This is a genomic window from Streptomyces sp. NBC_00005 (assembly GCF_045160215.1).
Classification (GTDB): Bacteria; Actinomycetota; Actinomycetes; order Streptomycetales; family Streptomycetaceae; genus Streptomyces.
Window position 1 is genome coordinate 2,196,634 of the sequence record NZ_CP108316.1, and the last position, 18,222, is coordinate 2,214,855.

17 protein-coding genes are annotated in these 18,222 nt (G+C 72.0%); 6 read left to right on the plus strand and 11 right to left on the minus strand.

Translation table 11 applies throughout. The features are described from left to right. Positions 1–260 precede the first annotated feature (260 nt). Complete coding sequence (locus OG303_RS10550; RefSeq protein WP_405867167.1) at positions 261–974, plus strand: MerR family transcriptional regulator; 714 nt, start codon at positions 261–263, stop codon at positions 972–974. On the opposite strand, the gene OG303_RS10555 is transcribed toward OG303_RS10550, so the two are convergent. After that, the gene (locus OG303_RS10555; RefSeq protein WP_405867169.1) at positions 951–1,676 is read right to left on the minus strand and encodes an SDR family NAD(P)-dependent oxidoreductase; all 726 of its coding nucleotides are present in this window, start codon (positions 1,674–1,676) and stop codon (positions 951–953) included. The genes OG303_RS10550 and OG303_RS10555 overlap by 24 nt on opposite strands. Before the next feature lie 146 nt (positions 1,677–1,822). Between OG303_RS10555 and OG303_RS10560 the strand changes: the two genes are divergently transcribed. Genes OG303_RS10560 through OG303_RS10570 form a run of 3 tightly spaced genes read left to right on the plus strand, consistent with a single transcriptional unit; the run spans position 1,823 to position 5,418 of the window. Then, positions 1,823–2,851 carry an ABC transporter permease gene (locus OG303_RS10560; RefSeq protein WP_405867171.1) on the plus strand — a complete coding sequence of 343 codons (1,029 nt, stop codon included), beginning with the start codon at positions 1,823–1,825 and terminating at the stop codon, positions 2,849–2,851. Between the two features lie 34 nt (positions 2,852–2,885). After that, on the plus strand, positions 2,886–3,947 hold the full coding sequence (locus tag OG303_RS10565; RefSeq protein ID WP_405867173.1) for a sugar ABC transporter substrate-binding protein: 1,062 nt from the start codon (positions 2,886–2,888) through the stop codon (positions 3,945–3,947). A 1-nt stretch (position 3,948) separates the two neighbouring features. Next, complete coding sequence (locus OG303_RS10570) at positions 3,949–5,418, plus strand: sugar ABC transporter ATP-binding protein (protein WP_405867175.1); 1,470 nt, start codon at positions 3,949–3,951, stop codon at positions 5,416–5,418. Here OG303_RS10570 and OG303_RS10575 read toward each other — a convergent pair. The 7 genes from OG303_RS10575 to OG303_RS10605 all read right to left on the minus strand — a co-directional run bounded on the left by OG303_RS10575 (position 5,410) and on the right by OG303_RS10605 (position 14,420). Beyond that, complete coding sequence (locus tag OG303_RS10575) at positions 5,410–6,150, minus strand: IclR family transcriptional regulator (protein ID WP_405867177.1); 741 nt, start codon at positions 6,148–6,150, stop codon at positions 5,410–5,412. The genes OG303_RS10570 and OG303_RS10575 overlap by 9 nt on opposite strands. 79 nt (positions 6,151–6,229) lie before the next feature. Beyond that, positions 6,230–7,858 (minus strand): thiamine pyrophosphate-binding protein, encoded by a 1,629-nt coding sequence (locus OG303_RS10580; RefSeq protein ID WP_405867179.1) that lies wholly within the window; start codon positions 7,856–7,858, stop codon positions 6,230–6,232. A 252-nt stretch (positions 7,859–8,110) separates the two neighbouring features. Beyond that, positions 8,111–10,285, minus strand: a complete 2,175-nt coding sequence (locus tag OG303_RS10585) for a 3-hydroxyacyl-CoA dehydrogenase NAD-binding domain-containing protein (RefSeq protein WP_405867181.1) — start codon at positions 10,283–10,285, stop codon at positions 8,111–8,113. Positions 10,286–10,359: 74 nt separating this feature from the next. Beyond that, a complete protein-coding gene (locus OG303_RS10590) occupies positions 10,360–11,574 on the minus strand; it encodes an acetyl-CoA C-acetyltransferase (RefSeq protein ID WP_405867183.1) in 1,215 nt (404 codons plus the stop codon). 21 nt (positions 11,575–11,595) lie between these two features. Beyond that, complete coding sequence (locus OG303_RS10595) at positions 11,596–12,738, minus strand: acyl-CoA dehydrogenase family protein (protein ID WP_405867185.1); 1,143 nt, start codon at positions 12,736–12,738, stop codon at positions 11,596–11,598. Beyond that, complete coding sequence (locus tag OG303_RS10600; RefSeq protein WP_405867187.1) at positions 12,735–13,892, minus strand: CaiB/BaiF CoA transferase family protein; 1,158 nt, start codon at positions 13,890–13,892, stop codon at positions 12,735–12,737. The genes OG303_RS10595 and OG303_RS10600 overlap by 4 nt, the downstream gene beginning before the upstream one ends. Positions 13,893–14,039: 147 nt before the next feature. Continuing rightward, a complete protein-coding gene (locus tag OG303_RS10605) occupies positions 14,040–14,420 on the minus strand; it encodes an MmcQ/YjbR family DNA-binding protein (RefSeq protein ID WP_405867189.1) in 381 nt (126 codons plus the stop codon). Positions 14,421–14,511: 91 nt separating this feature from the next. Here OG303_RS10605 and OG303_RS10610 point away from each other — a divergent pair, with 91 nt between their 5' ends. Next, complete coding sequence (locus OG303_RS10610; RefSeq protein ID WP_405867191.1) at positions 14,512–15,690, plus strand: saccharopine dehydrogenase family protein; 1,179 nt, start codon at positions 14,512–14,514, stop codon at positions 15,688–15,690. 7 nt (positions 15,691–15,697) lie between these two features. On the opposite strand, the gene mmpA is transcribed toward OG303_RS10610, so the two are convergent. Both mmpA and OG303_RS10620 read right to left on the minus strand, forming a co-directional pair. Beyond that, on the minus strand, positions 15,698–15,844 hold the full coding sequence (gene mmpA, locus OG303_RS10615) for a morphogenic membrane protein MmpA (protein WP_405867193.1): 147 nt from the start codon (positions 15,842–15,844) through the stop codon (positions 15,698–15,700). A gap of 89 nt (positions 15,845–15,933) precedes the next feature. After that, entirely contained in the window at positions 15,934–16,629 is a 696-nt protein-coding gene (locus OG303_RS10620) for an endonuclease V (protein ID WP_405867195.1), read from the minus strand. Positions 16,630–16,671: 42 nt separating this feature from the next. Here OG303_RS10620 and OG303_RS10625 point away from each other — a divergent pair, with 42 nt between their 5' ends. Then, positions 16,672–16,968 (plus strand): YciI family protein, encoded by a 297-nt coding sequence (locus OG303_RS10625; protein WP_405867197.1) that lies wholly within the window; start codon positions 16,672–16,674, stop codon positions 16,966–16,968. 57 nt (positions 16,969–17,025) lie between these two features. On the opposite strand, the gene OG303_RS10630 is transcribed toward OG303_RS10625, so the two are convergent. Next, a complete protein-coding gene (locus tag OG303_RS10630; RefSeq protein ID WP_405867199.1) occupies positions 17,026–18,102 on the minus strand; it encodes a WD40/YVTN/BNR-like repeat-containing protein in 1,077 nt (358 codons plus the stop codon). Between the last annotated feature and the right edge of the window lie 120 nt (positions 18,103–18,222).

Below are 18,222 nucleotides of genomic sequence, written 5' to 3' on the forward strand. Positions count from 1 at the left end.
CGTCCTTGCTCACGGGTGGTACCACTCTCTGGTGCGCCCGGGCGGGGTGTGCCCGGGTGTCCGTACGTGCCTGGGTCCGCGCCACCTTTCTCGCGGCACGGACCTGGGGGGCAGCTTCCCAGAGGCATCGGGCGGCATGCGGTGTGCCATGTCACGCAGCTGCGCTTCTCACAGGAGTCCCTCCCGCACCACGAGGACGGACGTGGCTGCCGTGGCTGCACGGGTTTCACAGTTTTGGTGAGACAGCGATACTGCTGCACATGACGACCGACACCGGGGAGCCGGCGCTCACCATCGACGAACTGGCCGCGCGGGCCGGCATCACGGTCCGCACGGTCCGGTTCTACGGCACCAAGGGACTGCTGCCGCCGCCGGTGATCGGTCCGCGGCGGGTGGGCCACTACGGCACGGAGCACCTGGCCCGGCTGGCGCTCATCGAGGAGCTGCAGCACCAGGGCATGACGCTGGCGGCGATCGAGCGCTACCTGGATCAGCTGCCGCCGGACCTGAGCGACCGCGACCTCGCCATCCACCGGGCCGTGGTGGCCTCCTGGGCGCCCGAGATCGTGGACACGATGACGGCTCAGGAGCTGCAGCGGCGGGCGGGGCGGCCGCTGAGCGAGGGTGAGCTCGAGCGGCTGGCCGCGATGAACGTGGTCCGGCCGGTCGAGGGCTCGTACCGCGTCGACTCGGGCCTGCTGCGGCTCGCCGTCCAGCTCCTCGACGTACCGCTGTCCGAGGAAGCGATCCTCGCGGCGCGCAACGTCCTGATCGAGCACTCGCGCGCGGCGGCCCACGAGCTGTCGCAGCTCTTCAGGGGCGAGGTGTCCGAGCGGGACGAGGAGGACGTGAAGTCCCTGTCCGCGCACATGCGGCCCATCGTGGTGCAGGCGCTGCTGACGACCTTCCAGCGGTCGCTCAAGGAAGAGGTGCACCAGTGGCTGTCGGAGTCACAGGAAGGCCGACCCGCCTGACACGTTGAGCGTCTGCCCGGTCAGGAAGCCGCTGCCCTCGTCCACCACGTACAGCAGGGTCGACACCAGGTCGGGTGTCTCCTGGGTGCGCCGGACGACCTGCCGGTCGCGGATGAACTCGAAGCCGCCGTCCGCGCCGACCGTGCGCTCGGCGGTGCTGGTGCGCACCATGCTGGGCGCGATCGCGTTGACGGTGATGTCGTAGGGGCCGAGGGCCGCGGCGAGGGCGCGGGTGAAGCCGATCAGGCCCGTCTTCGAAGCGACGTAGGGGACCATCGTGGGCGGCGCGGTGAACACGGCCGCCGAGGCGATGTTGACGATACGGCCCCAGCCGGCCGCCTTCAGGTACGGCAGCGCGGCCCGGGTCACCAGGAACGGCGCCTCCAGATTGACGCGCATGACCCGGCGCCAGTCCTCGGCCGTCGTCTCCTCGAAGGGTTTCGCGGGGTAGACGCCGGCGTTGTTGACCACGACGTGCAGCACGCCGAACTGGTCGATCACGCGCTCCAGTCCGGCCTGTACCTGGTACTCGTCGGTGACGTCGGCGACCACCTCCACGTAGTCCAGGACCTTCCCGGCGGTCTCGGTCTGCGGCACGAGATCGAGCCCGGCGACCCGGTACCCCCGCCCGGCGAGCGCGACGGCGAACTCCTGCCCGAGGCCCTGTGCCGCTCCGGTCACCAGCGCGGTACGCGTCTCCATGGGCCGAGTGTGATGACGCGTCAGGCACTCGGCAAGGGTGCATTCCACTCGCTGAAACGGCGCTGTTGCCGCTCGGGCCCGTGAGGTCGACGCTGCGGGACGGACAGGCCCGATCGCCAGCGCCAGCCGTACGGGAGCCGTGCCCGATGACCGAGACCGAGCGTGCCGTGGACGACGCCGAGCGCGCCCGCGATCAGGGTGGCGGGCTGCGCCGGCTCGGGCCACTGCCCCGGCGGCTGGTGCGGGACGAGCTGGGTGTGCTGCTGGTGCTGGGTCTGCTGATCGCCGGGATCGGCATCCCGTACCCGGACTTCCTGGACACCGACAACCTGCTGTCCACGGCGCACAACTCCGTCTACATCTCGCTGATGGCGTGCGGGATGGTCTTCGCCCTCTCCATGCGCGAGGTCGACCTGTCGGTGGGCGGCAGTTACGCGATGTGCCTGGTCGTCGGGGCGCTGCTGGTGCGGGACGGTCTCGCGCCGTGGCTCGCGGTGCCGGTGATGCTGGTGACCGGGATCGTGCTGGGCGTATTCAACGCGCTGGTGACGACGCTGCTCGCGCTGCCGTCGTTCATCGTGACGCTGGGCACGCTGATGCTGTACCGGGGGGTCGGGCTCGCGCTCGCGGACGGCAAGCAGATCACCGATCTGCCGCTGAACGACTCGTTCTTCACCGTCGCGGGCGGTGATCCCGGCGGGGTGCCGTTCGCGTTGTGGGTGCTGCTCGCGGTGGTCGTCGTGCTCGCCGTGGTGCTCACCCGCTCCCGTTTCGGGGCCCGGGTTCGGGCGATCGGGTCCAATCCCGACGCCGCCGCGTTCAGCGGCATCCCGGTCGTCCGCACGCGCATCCAGGCCCTGGCCCTGTCCGGGCTGACCACGGCGTGCGCCGCCGCGCTCGCGCTCGCCTTCTACGGCGCCGGCGACCCGACCCTGGGCCAGGGCTACGAGTTGCAGGCGATCGCCGCGTGCATCATCGGCGGCACCCCGCTGGCCGGCGGACGCGGTTCGGTCGTCGGGGCGGTGGCCGGGGCGATGATCCTGTCGATCGTCGCCTCCGGGCTCGTGTTCTTCGAAGTACCCATCAACTGGACGTCGTTCGCGACCGGCGGGGTCATCCTCGTCGCCGTCGCGGCCGACAGCGCGCTGCGGCGCACCGGACGCCGACGCAAGTGAACACCCAGCCTGCGCAAGGCTCTTGGAGGCCGTGATGCACCCCCGACTCCGTACGACCGCCGCCGCGCTCGGCGCTCTGGTACTGCTCGGCGCCGCGGGCTGCGGCAACAGCAGCCCCGGCAAGGGCGACAAGCTGAACATGGGCATCGCGGTCGCCAACATCTCGCTCAACTTCGCCCACGAGATGGTGCTCGGTGCCGAGAGCGCCGCGAGCCACGCGGGGAACATCGACTTCAAGGCGGTCGGACCGCCGAACACCGACGGACCCGCCGAGGTGCAGCTCTTCCAGAACCTCACCGCCCGCGCGAAGGACGGCATCGTCCTGGAGAACCTCGACCCGCCCATCTTCACCCGTCCCGCCGCCCGCGCCGTCGACCAGGGCATCCCGATCGTGGCCCTGGACACCTCCCCCACCGACGGCAGCAAGGTCAACTTCTATGTGGGCAACGACAATTACGCGCTCGGCGAGCTCATGGCCAAGGAGGCTCTGAAGCGGCTGGGTTCCGACCCGAAGGGCGAGATCGTCATCGGCGTGCCCAACCCGGGGACGCCGGTGCTGGACAACCGGGCGAAGGGCATCTCCGACACGTTCAAGAAGCAGGCGCCGAACGTCAAGGTGCTGGGCCCCTTCCAGACGTACAGCGATCCCGGGCAGAACTACAGCTCCTGGTCGGCGCAGGTGAACGCGCATCCCAGGGCACTGGCCTTCCTCGGGGTCGGGGACGCCGACAGCTACAACCTCGCCAAGATCAAGAAGGCGGAGAACGGGAAGTGGCTGACCGCCGGCTTCGACGTCGATCCGAAGACGCTCGACGCGGTCAAGGACGGCTCGAACTTCGTCACCATCGACCCGCAGCACTTCCTCAAGGGCTACCTGTCCACGGCGATGCTGATCGAGGCGGTGCGCGACAAGGACGGCAAGCTGGCCGACGGCTGGTTCCTTTCCCCCGGCGGGGTCGTCGACTCCTCCAACATCGACGAGATCATCGCCCGGCAGAAGTCCTCGAAGGCGGCCTACGACTGGTACAAGCCGACGATCGACAAACTGCTCGGCGACCAGAAGGCCAACCTCAAGCCGCTGAAGGACGCCCGCTGAGATGACGTACGGCGACATCCTCGTGGCGCAGGGTCTGGTCAAGTCCTACGGCGGCGTACGGGCGTTGGACGGCGCCGGCATCCGGCTGCGGGGCGGTGAGGTGCACGCGCTGGTCGGGGAGAACGGCGCGGGCAAGTCGACGCTCGTGCGGATCCTGTCGGGGGTGCTGGCGGCGGACGAGGGTGCGGTGCGCTCGGCCCGGGACACCAGGATCGCCGTGGTCTCCCAGGAGTTGAGCCTGTTCCCGGACCTCACCGTGCGCGAGAACCTCTTCCCGCAGGGACCCCCGCGGCGCTTCGGTCTGCTCGACCGGGGCGCGATGGACCGCGCGGCCCGGCCGGTCCTGACCGAACTGGGACTGGACGTCGACCTGAGCATGGAGCTCGGCGAACTCCCGCTCGCCGACCAGCAGTTGACGGAGATCGCCCGAGCGCTGCTGCGCACCCCCCGGCTGCTGATCCTCGACGAGCCGACATCGGCGCTCCCGGCCGCCGCCGTCGACCGGCTCGAACACGTCCTCAGCGCCCTCACCGGGCGGGGCATCGCCGTCCTGTACGTCACCCACTTCCTGGACGAGGTCATGCGCTTCGCGCACCGCGTGACGGTCCTGCGGGACGGGCGGGTCGCCCTGCCCGGAGCGCGCCGGACGGACGTCGACGTACCGGAGCTGGTCACGGCCATGCTGGGCGGGCGCCCGGAGCAGCCGCCGCGCCGGACGCGGACCCTCGTCGACCTGCCCCCTCCGGTGGTGCTGTCCGGGGTGAGCGTGCCCGGGCGGCTGACGGACGTGACCTTCACCGTGCGGGCGGGCGAGGTGGTCGGGGTCGCCGGGCTGCAAGGGGCGGGGCATCTCAGCGCGTTGGAGGTGGTGTGCGGGCGTACGGCGATCTCGGCGGGCCGGGTGGACATCGCCGGCCACGGACTGCCGCGCTCGCTGCGGGGAGCGGTCCGCGCGGGCGTCGCCTTCGTACCGAGCGACCGCAAGCGGTACGGGCTGATGGCGGACCGGACGGTGTGGGAGAACACGACGACGGTGAGCTGGCTGGCGCTGGGCCGCGGCGGCGTCCTCCCCAGCCGCTCCGAACTGGTCCGCCGCACGGCCGACCTGACGGAGCGGTTACGGCTGCGCGGTGGCCCGTACGACATCGTGGCGCGGTTGTCGGGCGGCAACCAGCAGAAGGTCGTCTTCGCCAAATGGCTGGCGACGGAGCCGAAGGTCGTGGTGCTCGACGATCCGACGCGGGGCGTGGACGTCGGCGTACGGGCCGAAATGCACCGCATCGTGGGCGAGTTGGCGGCCGGCGGGGCGGCCGTGCTGATCGCGTCGACCGACCTGGCGGAGCTGACGGAGGTGTGCGACCGGGTGCTGGTGTTCGTGCGCGGGCGCATCACCGGTGAGGTGCACGGGGGTCGGCTGACCGAGCACGCGTTGGCGGTGGCGATGCAGCAGACGGTGCCCGAGTCAGGCTGAGAGAGTGCGCATCAGGGCCCTTGCCGCCGCGCACACCCGGGCGCCGACGCGGTCGACGTCGAGGCGGCGGGTGCCGCCGGTGACGGAGATGGCGGCGATCGGGCGGGAGCCGTGTTCGCGGACATAGATCGGGGCGGCGACGGCGGAGATACCGACCTCGGCCTCCTCCAGGTTGACGCCGTAGCCGCGGGCCCGGGTCAGGGCGAGGTCGCGGGCGAGCTGGCCGGGCAGGGTCAGGGTGCGCGGGGTGAGACGGGGCAGCGTGCGGTGCGGCGGGCGCGGGTCCTGGGCGAGGAACACCTTGCCGGTGGCCGTGCAGTGCGCGGGCAGCCGGCCTCCGGTGCGGGAGACGATCGGGGTGGCACGGCGGCCGGTGACCTTCTCCAGGAAGAGGGTGTCGGTGCCGTCGGGGACGGCCAGGTGCACGTTCTCCTGGGTCACCTCGTGCAGATCGCCGAGGTACGGCAGCGCCGCGTCGCGCAGTTCGCGCACGGTCGGCGCCGACTGGCCCAGCACGAACAGCCCGAGCCCGATGCGGTAGCAGCCCTCCTCGGTGCGCTCGACCAGCCCGAGCCTGACCAGCTCTCCGATCAGACGATGTGCGGTCGGCTTGGGCAGCCCGGTGCGCAGCGCCAGCTCGGCGAGGGTGAGGGCGGCACCGGAGTCGCCGCAGGCGCGCAGCAGCAGCACTCCGCGCGCAAGCACCGACTTCGGCAGCTGACCGTCCGTCATGCACCGATGGTGGTCGCTCGCGCGGGCGGGTGACAAGGCGTGCGGGGCTGTGAATCCACCGCGCCGCAAAGCGGCTCGATCACTGCCGCAGCGGTACGTCGACCAGCAGCGGCCGCGTCAACTCGCTTGCCCCTGAGACCAGTTCACGCAGGTGGTCCGCGCTCGCCGCCCGTACGGCATCCACCCCGAAGAAGCGGGCCGCCTGGGTGAAGTCCAGCTGCCCCAGCTCGGTGCCGGGGCAGACACCCTGGTTGCCCATAGCGTCGTAGGTGTCCTGGAGGGTGCGGTAGGCGCCGTTGCTCATCACGACGAACAGGACGGGGGCGTGCTGTCGCGCGGCGCTCCACAGTCCCTGCAGGCCGAACAGGGTGCAGCCGTCGCCGAGGACGGCGACCACCGGCCGGCCGGGTTCGGCGAGCGCGCGACCGACGGCGGCGCCGATGCCCCAGCCCAGGCCGCCGCCGACGGTGTGCGTGTAGCTGCCGGGGCGTTCGAGGCGGACGAGGCGGCGGAGCAACAGGCCGACGGTGATGGCCTCTTCGACGACCACGGCGTCCGACGGCAGACCGCGGGCCACGGCGTGGGCGGCGGCCCAGGGGGCGAGCGGTGCCGGGGAGTAGGCGGCGCGGGCGGCGGACTCGGCGCGGTCGCGGTCGGCGGTGTGGCGTTCACCGGCGCGCAGGATGCGGGCCTTGGCGGTGTGGGCCGGGACGCGGTCGCGCAGCAGCTCGGCCAGGCGGTGGAGGGAGGGGGCGAGCGCGCCCACGCACCCTGCGGTGGCGGGGAAGTTGCGGCCGATCTCGTGCGGGTCGGAGTCGAGCTGGACGACGGTGAGGCCGGGCGGCAGCGCGGGTCCGGGGCTGTAGTGGTGGGGCGTGAAGGCGTGCGCTCCGACGATCAGCACGGTGTCGTACGCGGCGAGTGCGGCGCGGATGGCGTCGTGGCGGGGCGGCAGCATCCCGGCGTACAGGGGGTGGGTGGTGGGGAAGTTCAGGCAGTCGGCCATCGGCTGGTGGTGGACGACGGCGCCGCACACCTCCGCCGTACGCACGAGCGCGCCGAGCGCGTCCTCGCGGCCCACCCCGTCACCGGCGACGATCGCGGGGCGGGCGGCGGCGCCGAGCAGGAGCGCGGCGCGCTCGAGGCCGGCGGCCGTTGCGGGCGCAGGTGCGGGGGTGCGGGCCGGGACCTCGATCTCTGTGTCCTCGCCGAGCACGTCCATGGGGACGGACAGGAACACCGGCCCGGCGGGCGGCCGTACGGACAGGGCGAAGGCGCGGCGCAGGGCGAGCGGCAGGTCGTGGGCGTGCTGGACGTCGTACGTCGCCTTCACCGCGGGTGTCGCCAGGCCGATGAGGTCGCCGGAGAGCATGGGGTCCTGCTGGAGGTGGCGGCGGTCCTGCTGGCCGGCCGTCACGACGAGGGGGGTGCGGGAGCGGCGGGCGTTGAGCAGGCCGATGAGGCCGTTGGCGAGGCCGGCGGCGATGTGCAGGCTGACGAAGGCGGGCCGGCCGGTGCCGCGGGCGTAGCCGTCGGCCATGGAGACGACGGCGCCCTCGTGGACGCCGAGTACGTACTCGGGGGCGCCGTGGGCGTTCGCCAGGGCGGCCAGGAAAGGGAGTTCGGTGGTGCCGGGGTTGCCGAAGACGCGATCCACGCCCTCGCCGCGCAGGATGTCCAGGACGGCGAGGGCGGGACGGTATCCCATGGGGGGCTCCTCGTGGAGGCGGGCCGGACCGTGCGACCGGTACGCGGGTCAGCGTGGGGGGCTTCGGCGTCCGGGGCAAGGGGAGCGTGTCGCTCAGCGATACAGATGCCTCCGGCGGTTCTCGCCCCCGCCGCCCCTTCGACCTCGCCAAGGGGCTCCGCCCCCTGGACCCGTATCGGCCTCAACGGCCTCGTCCTCGAACGCCGGACAGGCGGAAAGGATCCAACCCGTCCGGCGATCGAGAAGCAGCCGTCACGCGTCCGCGAACCGCTCCCCCTTCTCCGCCTTCTCCACCAGCAACGCCGGCGGCGTGAACCGCTCCCCGTAGCGCTCCGTCAGCTCACGCGCGCGTGCCACGAAGCCGGGCAGGCCGCCCTCGTAGCCGTTGATGTACTGGAGGACACCGCCCGTCCAGCCCGGGAAGCCGATGCCGAAGATCGAGCCGATGTTGGCGTCGGCGACCGACGTCAGGACGCCCTCCTCCAGGAGCTTCACCGTGTCGAGGGCCTCCGAGAAGAGCATGCGTTCCTGCATGTCCTCGAAGGGGATCTCCGCGCCTTCGCGGGTGAAGTGCTCCCGCAGCCCGGGCCACAGTCGGGCCCGCTTGCCGTCCTCCCCGTACTCGTAGAAGCCCGCTCCCCCGCTGCGCCCGGTGCGCCCGAACTCGTCGACCATGCGGTCGATGACGGCCTCGGCGGGGTGTCCCGGCCAGGTGCCGCCCGCTTCCTCGACGGCCCGCTTCGACTCGTTGCGGATCTTGCGCGGGAGGGTGAGCGTCAACTCGTCCATCAGGGACAGGACCTTGGCCGGGTAGCCCGCCTGCGCCGCCGCCTGCTCGATCGACGCGGGCTCGATGCCCTCGCCGACCATCGCGACGCCCTCGTTGATGAAGTGGCCGATGACGCGGGAGGTGAAGAAGCCGCGCGAGTCGTTGACGACGATCGGGGTCTTCTTGATCTGGCGGACCAGGTCGAAGGCGCGCGCGATGGCCTCCTCGCCCGTCCGCTCGCCCTTGATGATCTCGACGAGCGGCATCTTGTCGACGGGCGAGAAGAAGTGCAGTCCGATGAAGTCGGCCTGGCGCTCGACGCCTTCGGCCAGCACGGTGATCGGCAGGGTCGAGGTGTTGGAGCACAGCAGCGCGTCCGGCTCGACGATGTGCTGGATCTCCTGGAACACCTTGTGCTTGAGCTCAGGGTTCTCGAAGACCGCCTCGATCACCGCGTCGCAGCCCGCCACGTCCTGGGGGTCCGCGGTCGCCGTGATGCGGGCGAGCAGTTCGTCCGCCTTCTCCTTCGTCGTACGGCCCCGGGAGACGGCCTTCGCGCACAGCTTCTCGGAGTAGGCCTTGCCCTTGGCGGCCGCTTCCGGGGACACGTCCTTCAGGACGACGTCGATGCCCACGCGGGCGCACGAGTAGGCGATGCCGGCGCCCATCATGCCGGCGCCGAGGACGGCGACCTTGCGGACCGGGCGGGGCTCGATGCCCTTGGGGCGGTTGGCGCCGGAGTTGACGGCCTGGAGGTCGAAGAAGAAGGCCTGGATCATGTTCTTCGAGGTCTGGCCTGCGGCGAGTTCCACGAAGTAGCGGCCCTCGATGACCTGTGCGGTCTCGAAGTCGACCTGGGAGCCCTCGACGGCCGCGGCGAGGATGTTGCGCGGCGCCGGGTAGGGCGCGCCGTTCGTCTGCTTGCGCAGGTTGGCCGGGAACGCGGGCAGGTTGGCCGCGAACTTGGGGTTGGCGGGGGTGCCGCCCGGGATGCGGTAGCCGGGCTTGTCCCAGGGCTGCTGCGACTCGGGGTTGGCGTCGATGAAGGCGCGGGCCTTGGTGAGCAACTCGTCCGGGGAGGCGGCCACTTCGTGGATCAGGCCGTTGTCGAGCGCGCGCTGCGGGTTGTACTGGGTGCCCTGCAGCAGCACCTTCAGCAGCGCGTCGGCGATGCCCAGCAGGCGTACGGTGCGGGCGACGCCGCCGCCTCCGGGCAGCAGACCGAGGGTGACCTCGGGGCAGCCGATCTTGGTGCCGGGCGCGTCGAGGGCGATCCGGTGGTGGCAGGCGAGGGCGATCTCGAAACCGCCGCCCAGGGCCGCGCCGTTGATCGCGGCGACGACGGGCTTGCCCAGGGTCTCGATGCGGCGCAGGTTGCGCTTGATCTCCATGCCGCCGTCGAACAGGTTCTGCGCGGTCTCGGGGGTGACCCGGATGAGGTCGCGCAGGTCGCCGCCGGCGAAGAAGGTCTTCTTGGCGGAGGTGAAGACGATGCCGCGGATGGAGTCCTTCTCGGCCTCCAGGCGGTTGGTGATCACGGCGAGTGACTCGCGGAACGCCTGGTTCATGGTGTTCGCGGACTGGTTCGGGTCGTCGAGGACGAGGGTGACGACGCCGGTGCGGTCCTGTTCCCAGCGGATGGTGGTGCTCTGTGTCATGACGAGGGTCTCCGTAGAGGTCATCGGGATCCGGGTTCCGCGAGGTCTGCGGGCTCCGGATGTCCGCCGGGAAGTCAGATGCGTTCGACGATCGTCGCAATGCCCATGCCGCCGCCCACGCACAGCGTGGCGAGGCCGTACCGCTTGTCCTGGCGCTCCAGTTCGTCGACGAGCGTGCCGAGGATCATGGCGCCGGTGGCGCCGAGCGGGTGGCCGAGGGCGATCGCGCCGCCGTTGACGTTGACCTTGTCCAGGGACAGGCCCATGTCCCGCACGAAGCGCAGGACGACCGCCGCGAAGGCCTCGTTGATCTCGACGAGGTCGATGTCGTCGATGGTCAGGCCGGCCTTGGCGAGGGCCTTACGGGTGGCGGGCGCGGGGCCGGTGAGCATGATCGTGGGCTCCGAGCCGGAGACCGCGGCCGACACGATCCGCGCGCGCGGGGTGAGGCCGTACCGGTCGCCGACCTCCTTCGAGCCGATCGCGACCAGCGAGGCGCCGTCGACGATCCCGGAGGAGTTGCCCGCGTGGTGGACGTGGTCGATCTTCTCGACCCAGTGGTACTTCTGCAGGGCCACGGCGTCGAAGCCGCCGAGGTCGCCGATGTCCGCGAAGGACGGCTTCAGCCTGCCGAGGGAGTCGGCGGTGGTGCCCGGGCGCAGGTGCTCGTCCTGGTCGAGGACGACGAGGCCACCGCGGTCCTTGACCGGGACGACCGAGCGGTCGAAGCGGCCTTCCTTCCAGGCCGTGGCCGCCCGCTCCTGCGAGAGGGCCGCGTACTCGTCGACGTCGCGGCGCGTGAAGCCCTCGATGGTGGCGATCAGGTCGGCGCCGATGCCCTGCGGCACGAAGTTGACGGAGAGGTTGGTCATCGGGTCGTTGAACCAGGCGCCGCCGTCGGAGGCCATCGGCACCCGGGACATGGACTCGACGCCGCCCGCGAGGACCAGGTCCTCCCAGCCCGAACGGACCTTGGCGGCGGCCATGTTGACGGCCTCCAGGCCCGAGGCACAGAAGCGGTTCTCCTGTACGCCGGCGACCGTGTCCGGCAGCCCTGCGGCGACTGCGGCGATGCGGGCGATGTCGGAGCCCTGGTCGCCGACCGGTCCGACGACGCCGAGCACGATGTCGTCGACGGCGGCCGGGTCCAGGTCCGGGAAGCGGTCGCGGATCTCGTGGATGAGTCCGACGACCAGGTCGATGGGCTTGGTGCCGTGCAAGGAGCCGTTCGCCTTGCCGCGTCCGCGCGGGGTGCGGATCGCGTCGTACACGTACGCTTCGGTGCTCACTGGAAAGCCTTTCAACGAGGGTTAGCCGAGCAGGGAGCGGCCGATGATCTCCTTCATGATCTCGGTCGTCCCGCCGTAGATGGTCTGGATGCGGCCGTCGGTGAAGGCACGCGCGACGGGGTACTCCGTCATGTAGCCGTAGCCGCCGTGCAGTTGGAGGCAGCGGTCGGCGACCCGCTTCTGCAGCTCGGTCGCCCACCACTTGGCCATGGAGGCGTGCACGGCGTCGAGCGTGCCGTTCGCGTGGTCCTCGACACAGCGGTCGAGGAAGGCGCGGGTGACGGCGCACTCGGTGGCCATCTCGGCTATCTCGAAGCGGATGTGCTGCTTGGTGGCCAGCGGCCGCCCGAAGGCCTCGCGTTCCTTGACGTACTCGGTGGTGATCTCCAGCAGGTGCTCGGCGGCGGCGATCGCGGAGACGGCGATGCTCAGCCGCTCCTGCGCGAGGTTCGTCATCAGGTGGACGAAGGCGCCGTTGTGCTCGCCGAGCAGGTTCTCCTTGGGCACGCGCACGTCGTGGAAGAACAACTCGGCCGTGTCCTGCGCCTTCTGGCCGATCTTGTCGAGGTTGCGGCCGCGCTCGAAGCCCGCCATGCCGCGCTCGACGACCAGCAGCGACAGTCCGTGGGCGCCGCCCTCCGGTGTCGTCTTCGCGACCACGATCACCAGGTCGGCGAGGATGCCGTTGGAGATGAACGTCTTGGTGCCGTTGAGCAGCCAGTGGTCGCCGTGGTCCTCGGCGTGGGTGCGGATGCCCTGCAGGTCGGAGCCGGCGCCGGGCTCGGTCATGGCGATGGCGGTGATCAGCGAGCCGTCGCAGAAGCCGGGCAGCCAGCGCCGCTTCTGCCCGTCGGTGGCGAGGCCGGTCAGATACGGGCCGATGATGTCGTTGTGCAGCCCCAGGGCGAGCCCGGGAGCGCCCGCGCGCGTGAACTCCTCGGCCAGTACGGCGCTGTAGCGGAAGTCGCGGGTGCCGCCGCCCCCGAACTCCTCGGGCACGTCGAGCCCGAGCAGGCCCTGCTTGCCGGCCGCCCGCCAGGCGTCGCGGGAGACGATGCCGTCCTTCTCCCACTGCTCGTAGTACGGCAGCACCTCCCTGGCCAGGAAGGCGCGCACGGTCTCGCGGAACGCGTCGTGCTCGGGGGCGAAGATCTGCCGCTTCATTCGGGGCCCTTCATGAGTTCCTGGTCCTTCATGAGGTCGGGTACGTCCCAGTCGCGCGCCACGTCGGCGGTGTCGGCGCCCGGCCGGGCGGGGCCGGTGCGTACGGCCGTCGGGGTCGCGGAGAAGCGGGGGGCGGGCGCGGGCTGGGTGATGCCGCCGTGGTCGGTGAAGGTTCCGCGGGCGGCGAGATGCGGGTGGTGCGGGGCCTCACTCAGCGACAGCACGGGCGCCACGCACGCGTCGGAGCCCTCGAAGACCGCCGCCCATTCATCCCTCGTACGGGACTTGAAGCGGGCCACGACCGCCTCGCGCAGCTCGCCCCAGCGGGCCCAGTCCTTGCGGGCCTCGGCCTGGTCGGGGATGCCGAGGAGCCGCACGAACGCGTCGTAGAACTGCGGCTCCAGGGCGCCGACCGCCATGTACTTCCCGTCGGCCGTCTCGTACGTGCCGTAGTACGGGCACCCCCCGTCCAGGAGGTTGGCGCCCCGCCGGTCCTGCCAGCCGCCCGCGGCGAACATGCCGTGGATCATCGCGGCGAGGTGGGAAGTGCCGTCGACGATGGCGGCGTCGACCACCTGGCCGGCGCCGCCCGCGCGCGCGTGGTGGAGGGCGGCGAGGACGCCGACGACCAGGTAGAGGGAGCCGCCCGCGTAGTCGCCGAGCAGGTTGGCGGGGACGGCCGGCGGCGCGTCCGGGTCGCCGATCATGCCGAGGGTGCCGGTGAGCGCGATGTACGCGATGTCGTGGCCGGCGCGGTGGGCCAGCGGCCCGTCCTGGCCCCAGCCCGTCATCCGGCCGTAGACCAGCCGGGGGTTGCGGGCGTGGCAGGCCTCGGGGCCGACGCCGAGGCGCTCGGCGACGCCCGGGCGGTAGCCCTCGATGAGGATGTCGGCGCGTTCGGCCAGGTCGAGCACGCGCGCGGGGCCGCCCGCGGACTTCAGGTCGACGATCACCGAGCGCTTGTTGCGGTTGGTGATGTCGTACTCCGGGTCGATCGCGAGCCCGATGCCGCCGGGGCGGTCCACGCGGACGACGTCGGCGCCCAGGTCGGCGAGGAGCATGGCGGCGAACGGGCCGGGCCCGATCCCGGCCAGCTCGACCACGCGCACGCCGGTGAGAGGGCCCTGCCCGGGCGGCGTCTTTGCCGTTGTCATCCAGCCCCCAGCTATGTGACACAACTGATGTAACACCAGTGATGCTAAGAACGCGTTCCCGTCAGCACAAGCCCTGAGCGAGCAAGCGCTTAGACAAATACAGCAAGCCAGGCCGCGCGGCTCACCGCAAGACCGGCGTTGCGGTGCTCAGTCCGCGTCCAGCTCCGCTATCAGCCGCTTCGGTGCGATCACCCGGTAGCTCTCCTCCACCCAGTCGCACAGCAACTCCGCCGCCGGGGCGCCCTGTTCCGCCAGCGGGACGCGGACCCAGCCGGCCTTGCCCAGGCCGTATCCGGCGGGTTCGGCGCCCGGCGAGGTCAGGGCGTGGGCATGCGCCGCCTCGTCCTTGAGCTTCACCGTGACGCCCAGCGGATAGCTGCCGTCGTCGACGCCGAGGAAGACGAACACCTTCTTGTTGACCTTCGCGACGCTCTCGCCCCACGGGAACTCCTCGGCCGCGCCCGGCAGCCCGAGGGCGAACTCGCGCACTTTCTCCCATTTCTTCAGGGCGTTCCTGGGCACGGCCACCGTCCTACCTCCGGGCTCGTCGTCGGGCTCCGCACTCCTCACGCTAGCCTCGGCCACCGACAACGGCGCGTGCTGCGAACCAAGGGGTGTCATGAGCAGGCTGAGCAGGACGGATCGTCCGTACGACATCGTGCTCTTCGGGGCCACCGGCTTCGTCGGGACGCTCACCGCGGAGTATCTCGCCGCGCACGCGCCCGACGACCTGCGCTGGGCGATCGCCGGCCGCAGCGAACAGAAGCTCGAGCGGCTGCGCGAGGCGCTGCCCGGCGCCGAGAACATCGGGGTGCTGCGGGCGGACGTGTCCGATCCGGCCTCGCTGCGCGAACTCGCCGCGCACGCGCGCGTGGTGGCCACGACGGTGGGCCCGTACGTGACGTACGGCGAGGAGCTCGTCGCCGCCTGCGCGGACAGCGGTGCGGACTATCTCGACATCAGTGGTGAGCCCGAGTTCGTGGACCTGACGTACGTACGCCATGACGCACGCGCGCGGGAGACCGGTGCGCGGCTGGTGCACGCCTGCGGCTTCGACTCGATCCCGCACGACCTGGGCGCGTACTTCACGGTGCGGCAGCTGCCGGAGGGGGTGCCGCTGAGGGTGGACGGGTTCGTGACGGCGGACGCCACCTTCTCGGGCGGTACGTTCGCCTCGGCGCTGAACCAGTTCGCGCGCGTGCGTCCGATGCTGGCCGCCGAACGGGACCGGAAGCGGCACGAGCCGCGCCTGGTGGGCAGGCGGGCCGCCGCTCCCACCGGTGTGCCGCGGTTCGCGAAGGAGGTCGGCGCGTGGGCGCTGCCGCTGCCGACCATCGACGCGCAGATCGTGGGCCGGTCCGCGAAGGCCCTGGAGCGCTACGGCCCCGACTTCCGCTACCGGCACTACGCGGCGGTGCGGCACCTGCCCGTCGCGCTGGGCGGCATCGCGGCCGCCGGAGGCATCTTCGCCGCGGCCCAACTGCCGCCCGCGCGGCACTGGTTGTCGGACCGGCTCAAGCCCGGCGACGGGCCGAGCGCCGAGAAGCGGGCCAAGAGCTGGTTCAAGGTGCGCTTCGTGGGCGAGGGCGGTGGCCGACGGGTGCTCACGGAGGTCGCGGGCGGCGACCCCGGCTACGACGAGACGGCCAAGATGTTCGCCGAGTCGGCGCTGTCCCTGGCCTTCGACGACCTTCCGCCGACGGCCGGTCAGGTGACCACGGCGGCCGCGATGGGCGACGCGCTGACCGAGCGCCTGCGCACGGCCGGCATCACCTTCCGGGTCGCCGCGAGCCGGTGAACCGGCCCTACATCGACCATCCCGCCACCGTGTAGATCATTCCGCCGATCCAGCCGAGACCCGCCAGCACGGCGAGGACCAGCGCGGCCGTCACGGCACGCTCGACGGGACGGTTCGGGTCGGCGAGGGGCTTCGGGGCGCGGTGCGTCGTCATGCGGGACAGCCTGCCGACCGGCGCGGCGCGCCCACATCCGTACGGGTACTCAGTCCAGGTACTCAGATCGCACCCGGCGCGCACCCGTGTCAGCCACGGACGGTCGCCTCGCGAAGCGCCCGACGGCACAGCGCGTCCGCCTTGCGGGTCGTCTCCGGGAGGCGGTACGCGGGGGTCAGCGCCAGCGTGTGGGCGCAGGCGTTGTCGAGGCTCACGCGATGGCCGACGGACACGAAGACCGGCTTGACGGCGTCCCGGGTGCGCAGGGCGCGGCCGACCTCCTCGGAGCCCGCGAGGAGCGGTGACGCGCTCCCGCGCGGGGCGCCCGGATCGTCGTGGGCGAAGGTGAAGGGGTTCTTGGCGACGCCGATCGTGGGCAGGCCCGTCAGGACGCCGAGGTGGCTGGCGAGGCCGAAGCGGCGCGGGTGGGCGAGGCCGTAGCCGTCGCAGACGACCAGTCCCGGCGGGCACGGCAGGGCGTCGAGGGCGGCGAGGACCGTCGGGATCTCTCGGAAGGCGAGCAGGCCGGGCACGTACGGGAAGGAGATCCGGCCGACGGCCGTCGCATCGGCGACGACCTCCAGGGTCGCCGCGTCCAGGACGACCGCCGCGGCCGCGACGACGTCCCGCTCGTCGTCGTAGGCCACGTCGACACCGGTGACATGGCCCGTACCGGGCGGCGGTCCCGGCTCGTCGAGCAGCACGCGCGCGCGTAGCTCGTCCTGGACGGTGCGGGCCTCTTCCTCGGTCGCGGGCCAGCCCGCCGGGATGCGTACGGTCGTCATGATGGGGACGAGCGTACGGCCGGGCGGCGTAGGCTCGCGATCATGTTCGTACTGGAGCTGACCTACACCGCCCCGCTCGATGCCGTCGACGCGCTGCTTGACGCCCACCGGGCGTGGCTCGACGAGCAGTTCGAGAAGGGCGTGTTCCTCGCCGCCGGGCGCAAGAACCCCCGCGACGGCGGGGTGATCCTCGCCGTCGCGGAGGACCGCGCGCGGGTGGCGGAGATCGCCGCCGGCGACCCGTTCTCGACCGGCGGCGTGTGCACGTACCGCATCACCGAGTTCGTCGCCGTGAAGACGGCACCGGCCCTGGAGCGGTACCGCGAGACGCTCGACTGAACCCCGGCGTCGGGGTCAGCTCTTCTCGGTCTTCGACTCGCAATCGAGCCCGCTGGGTCACCGCTCCAGGCGAGCCACCCGCCCCTGCTCCCCCGCCGCCCAGCAGCCCAGGTCCGCCGTGCAGTCCACGGTGTCGTACGAGCCGGTGTCCACCGTCCGCCAGGTGCGGCCGGCGTCGGTGGTCAGGTCGGTGCCGGTGGGACCGACCGCGAGGGCCGCGGTGCGGCTGTGCGGGAGCCAGGCGGCGCCGGAGCGGTAGGCGGGCGGCGGCTCGGCGGCGGGCTGCCAGCTGCGGCCGCCGTCGGCGGTGCGTGCGGCGGCCTGCGGCGACGACTGGTCGGGGCGGTAGTCGCCGCCGACCGCGAGCCCGTGGGTGCGGTCGCGGAAGGCGAGCGCGAAGACGCCCTTGGCCGGGTCGCCCGCCGGGACGGGTGTGTCGGTGGCCGTCCAGGTGAGCCCGCGGTCGCGGGAGTGCAGCACGCGCGCGCGTGCGGCCCCGCCGGTCGCCAGCCAGACGTCCGACGGCCCGGAGGCGACCAGACACTGGCCGCTCGCCGCGAAGCCCGCCTCGCCGTCCAGGGCGGCCGGCATTCCGGCGTTCGGAAGCACCTTCCAGGAGCGGCCGCCGTCGCTGGTCGACAGGATGCGGAACTTCCCGTCCACCGGGTCGCTCATGGCGAGGCCGTGGCGGCGGTCGAAGAAGGTGAGGCAGTCGTAGAAGGCCTTGGCGTCGGTGTTGCGGAAGGACTCGTTCCAGGTCGCGCCGCCGTCGTCGGTGCGGTAGACACGGGACGCCTCGCCCTCGCCGATGGCCAGCACCACGGCCCGCCGCGCGTCGAACGCCTCGATGTCCCGGAACTGCAGCTCGGCGGCGCCCGGCGGCGAGACGTTCCGCCAGCTCGCCCCGCCGTCGGTGGTGCGCAGCACGGTGCCCTCGGTTCCGGCCACCCAGGCGGTGTCCCGGCTGACGGCCGACAGCCCGCGGAAACGCACCTCGGGCGTACCGGTGTCCTTGAGCTCCCAGCGCGGCGCCCGGTGCTCCGCCTCCCGTGCCTGCGCGGGTACGGCGGTCAGCGCGGCCAGCGCCGCCGAGCACACCGCCCCCGCGGCCACCGTGCGAAACGTACGTCTCATCCGTCGCGTGTTCCCCAAGCGCCTCATGGCGGGCGAAGCTAGCCGACCGCCCGGACGCCGTCCAGATGCCTGCCCTCGCCACAACTGCCCATCGCGACACGGGAAGTGGACCTCGTCACT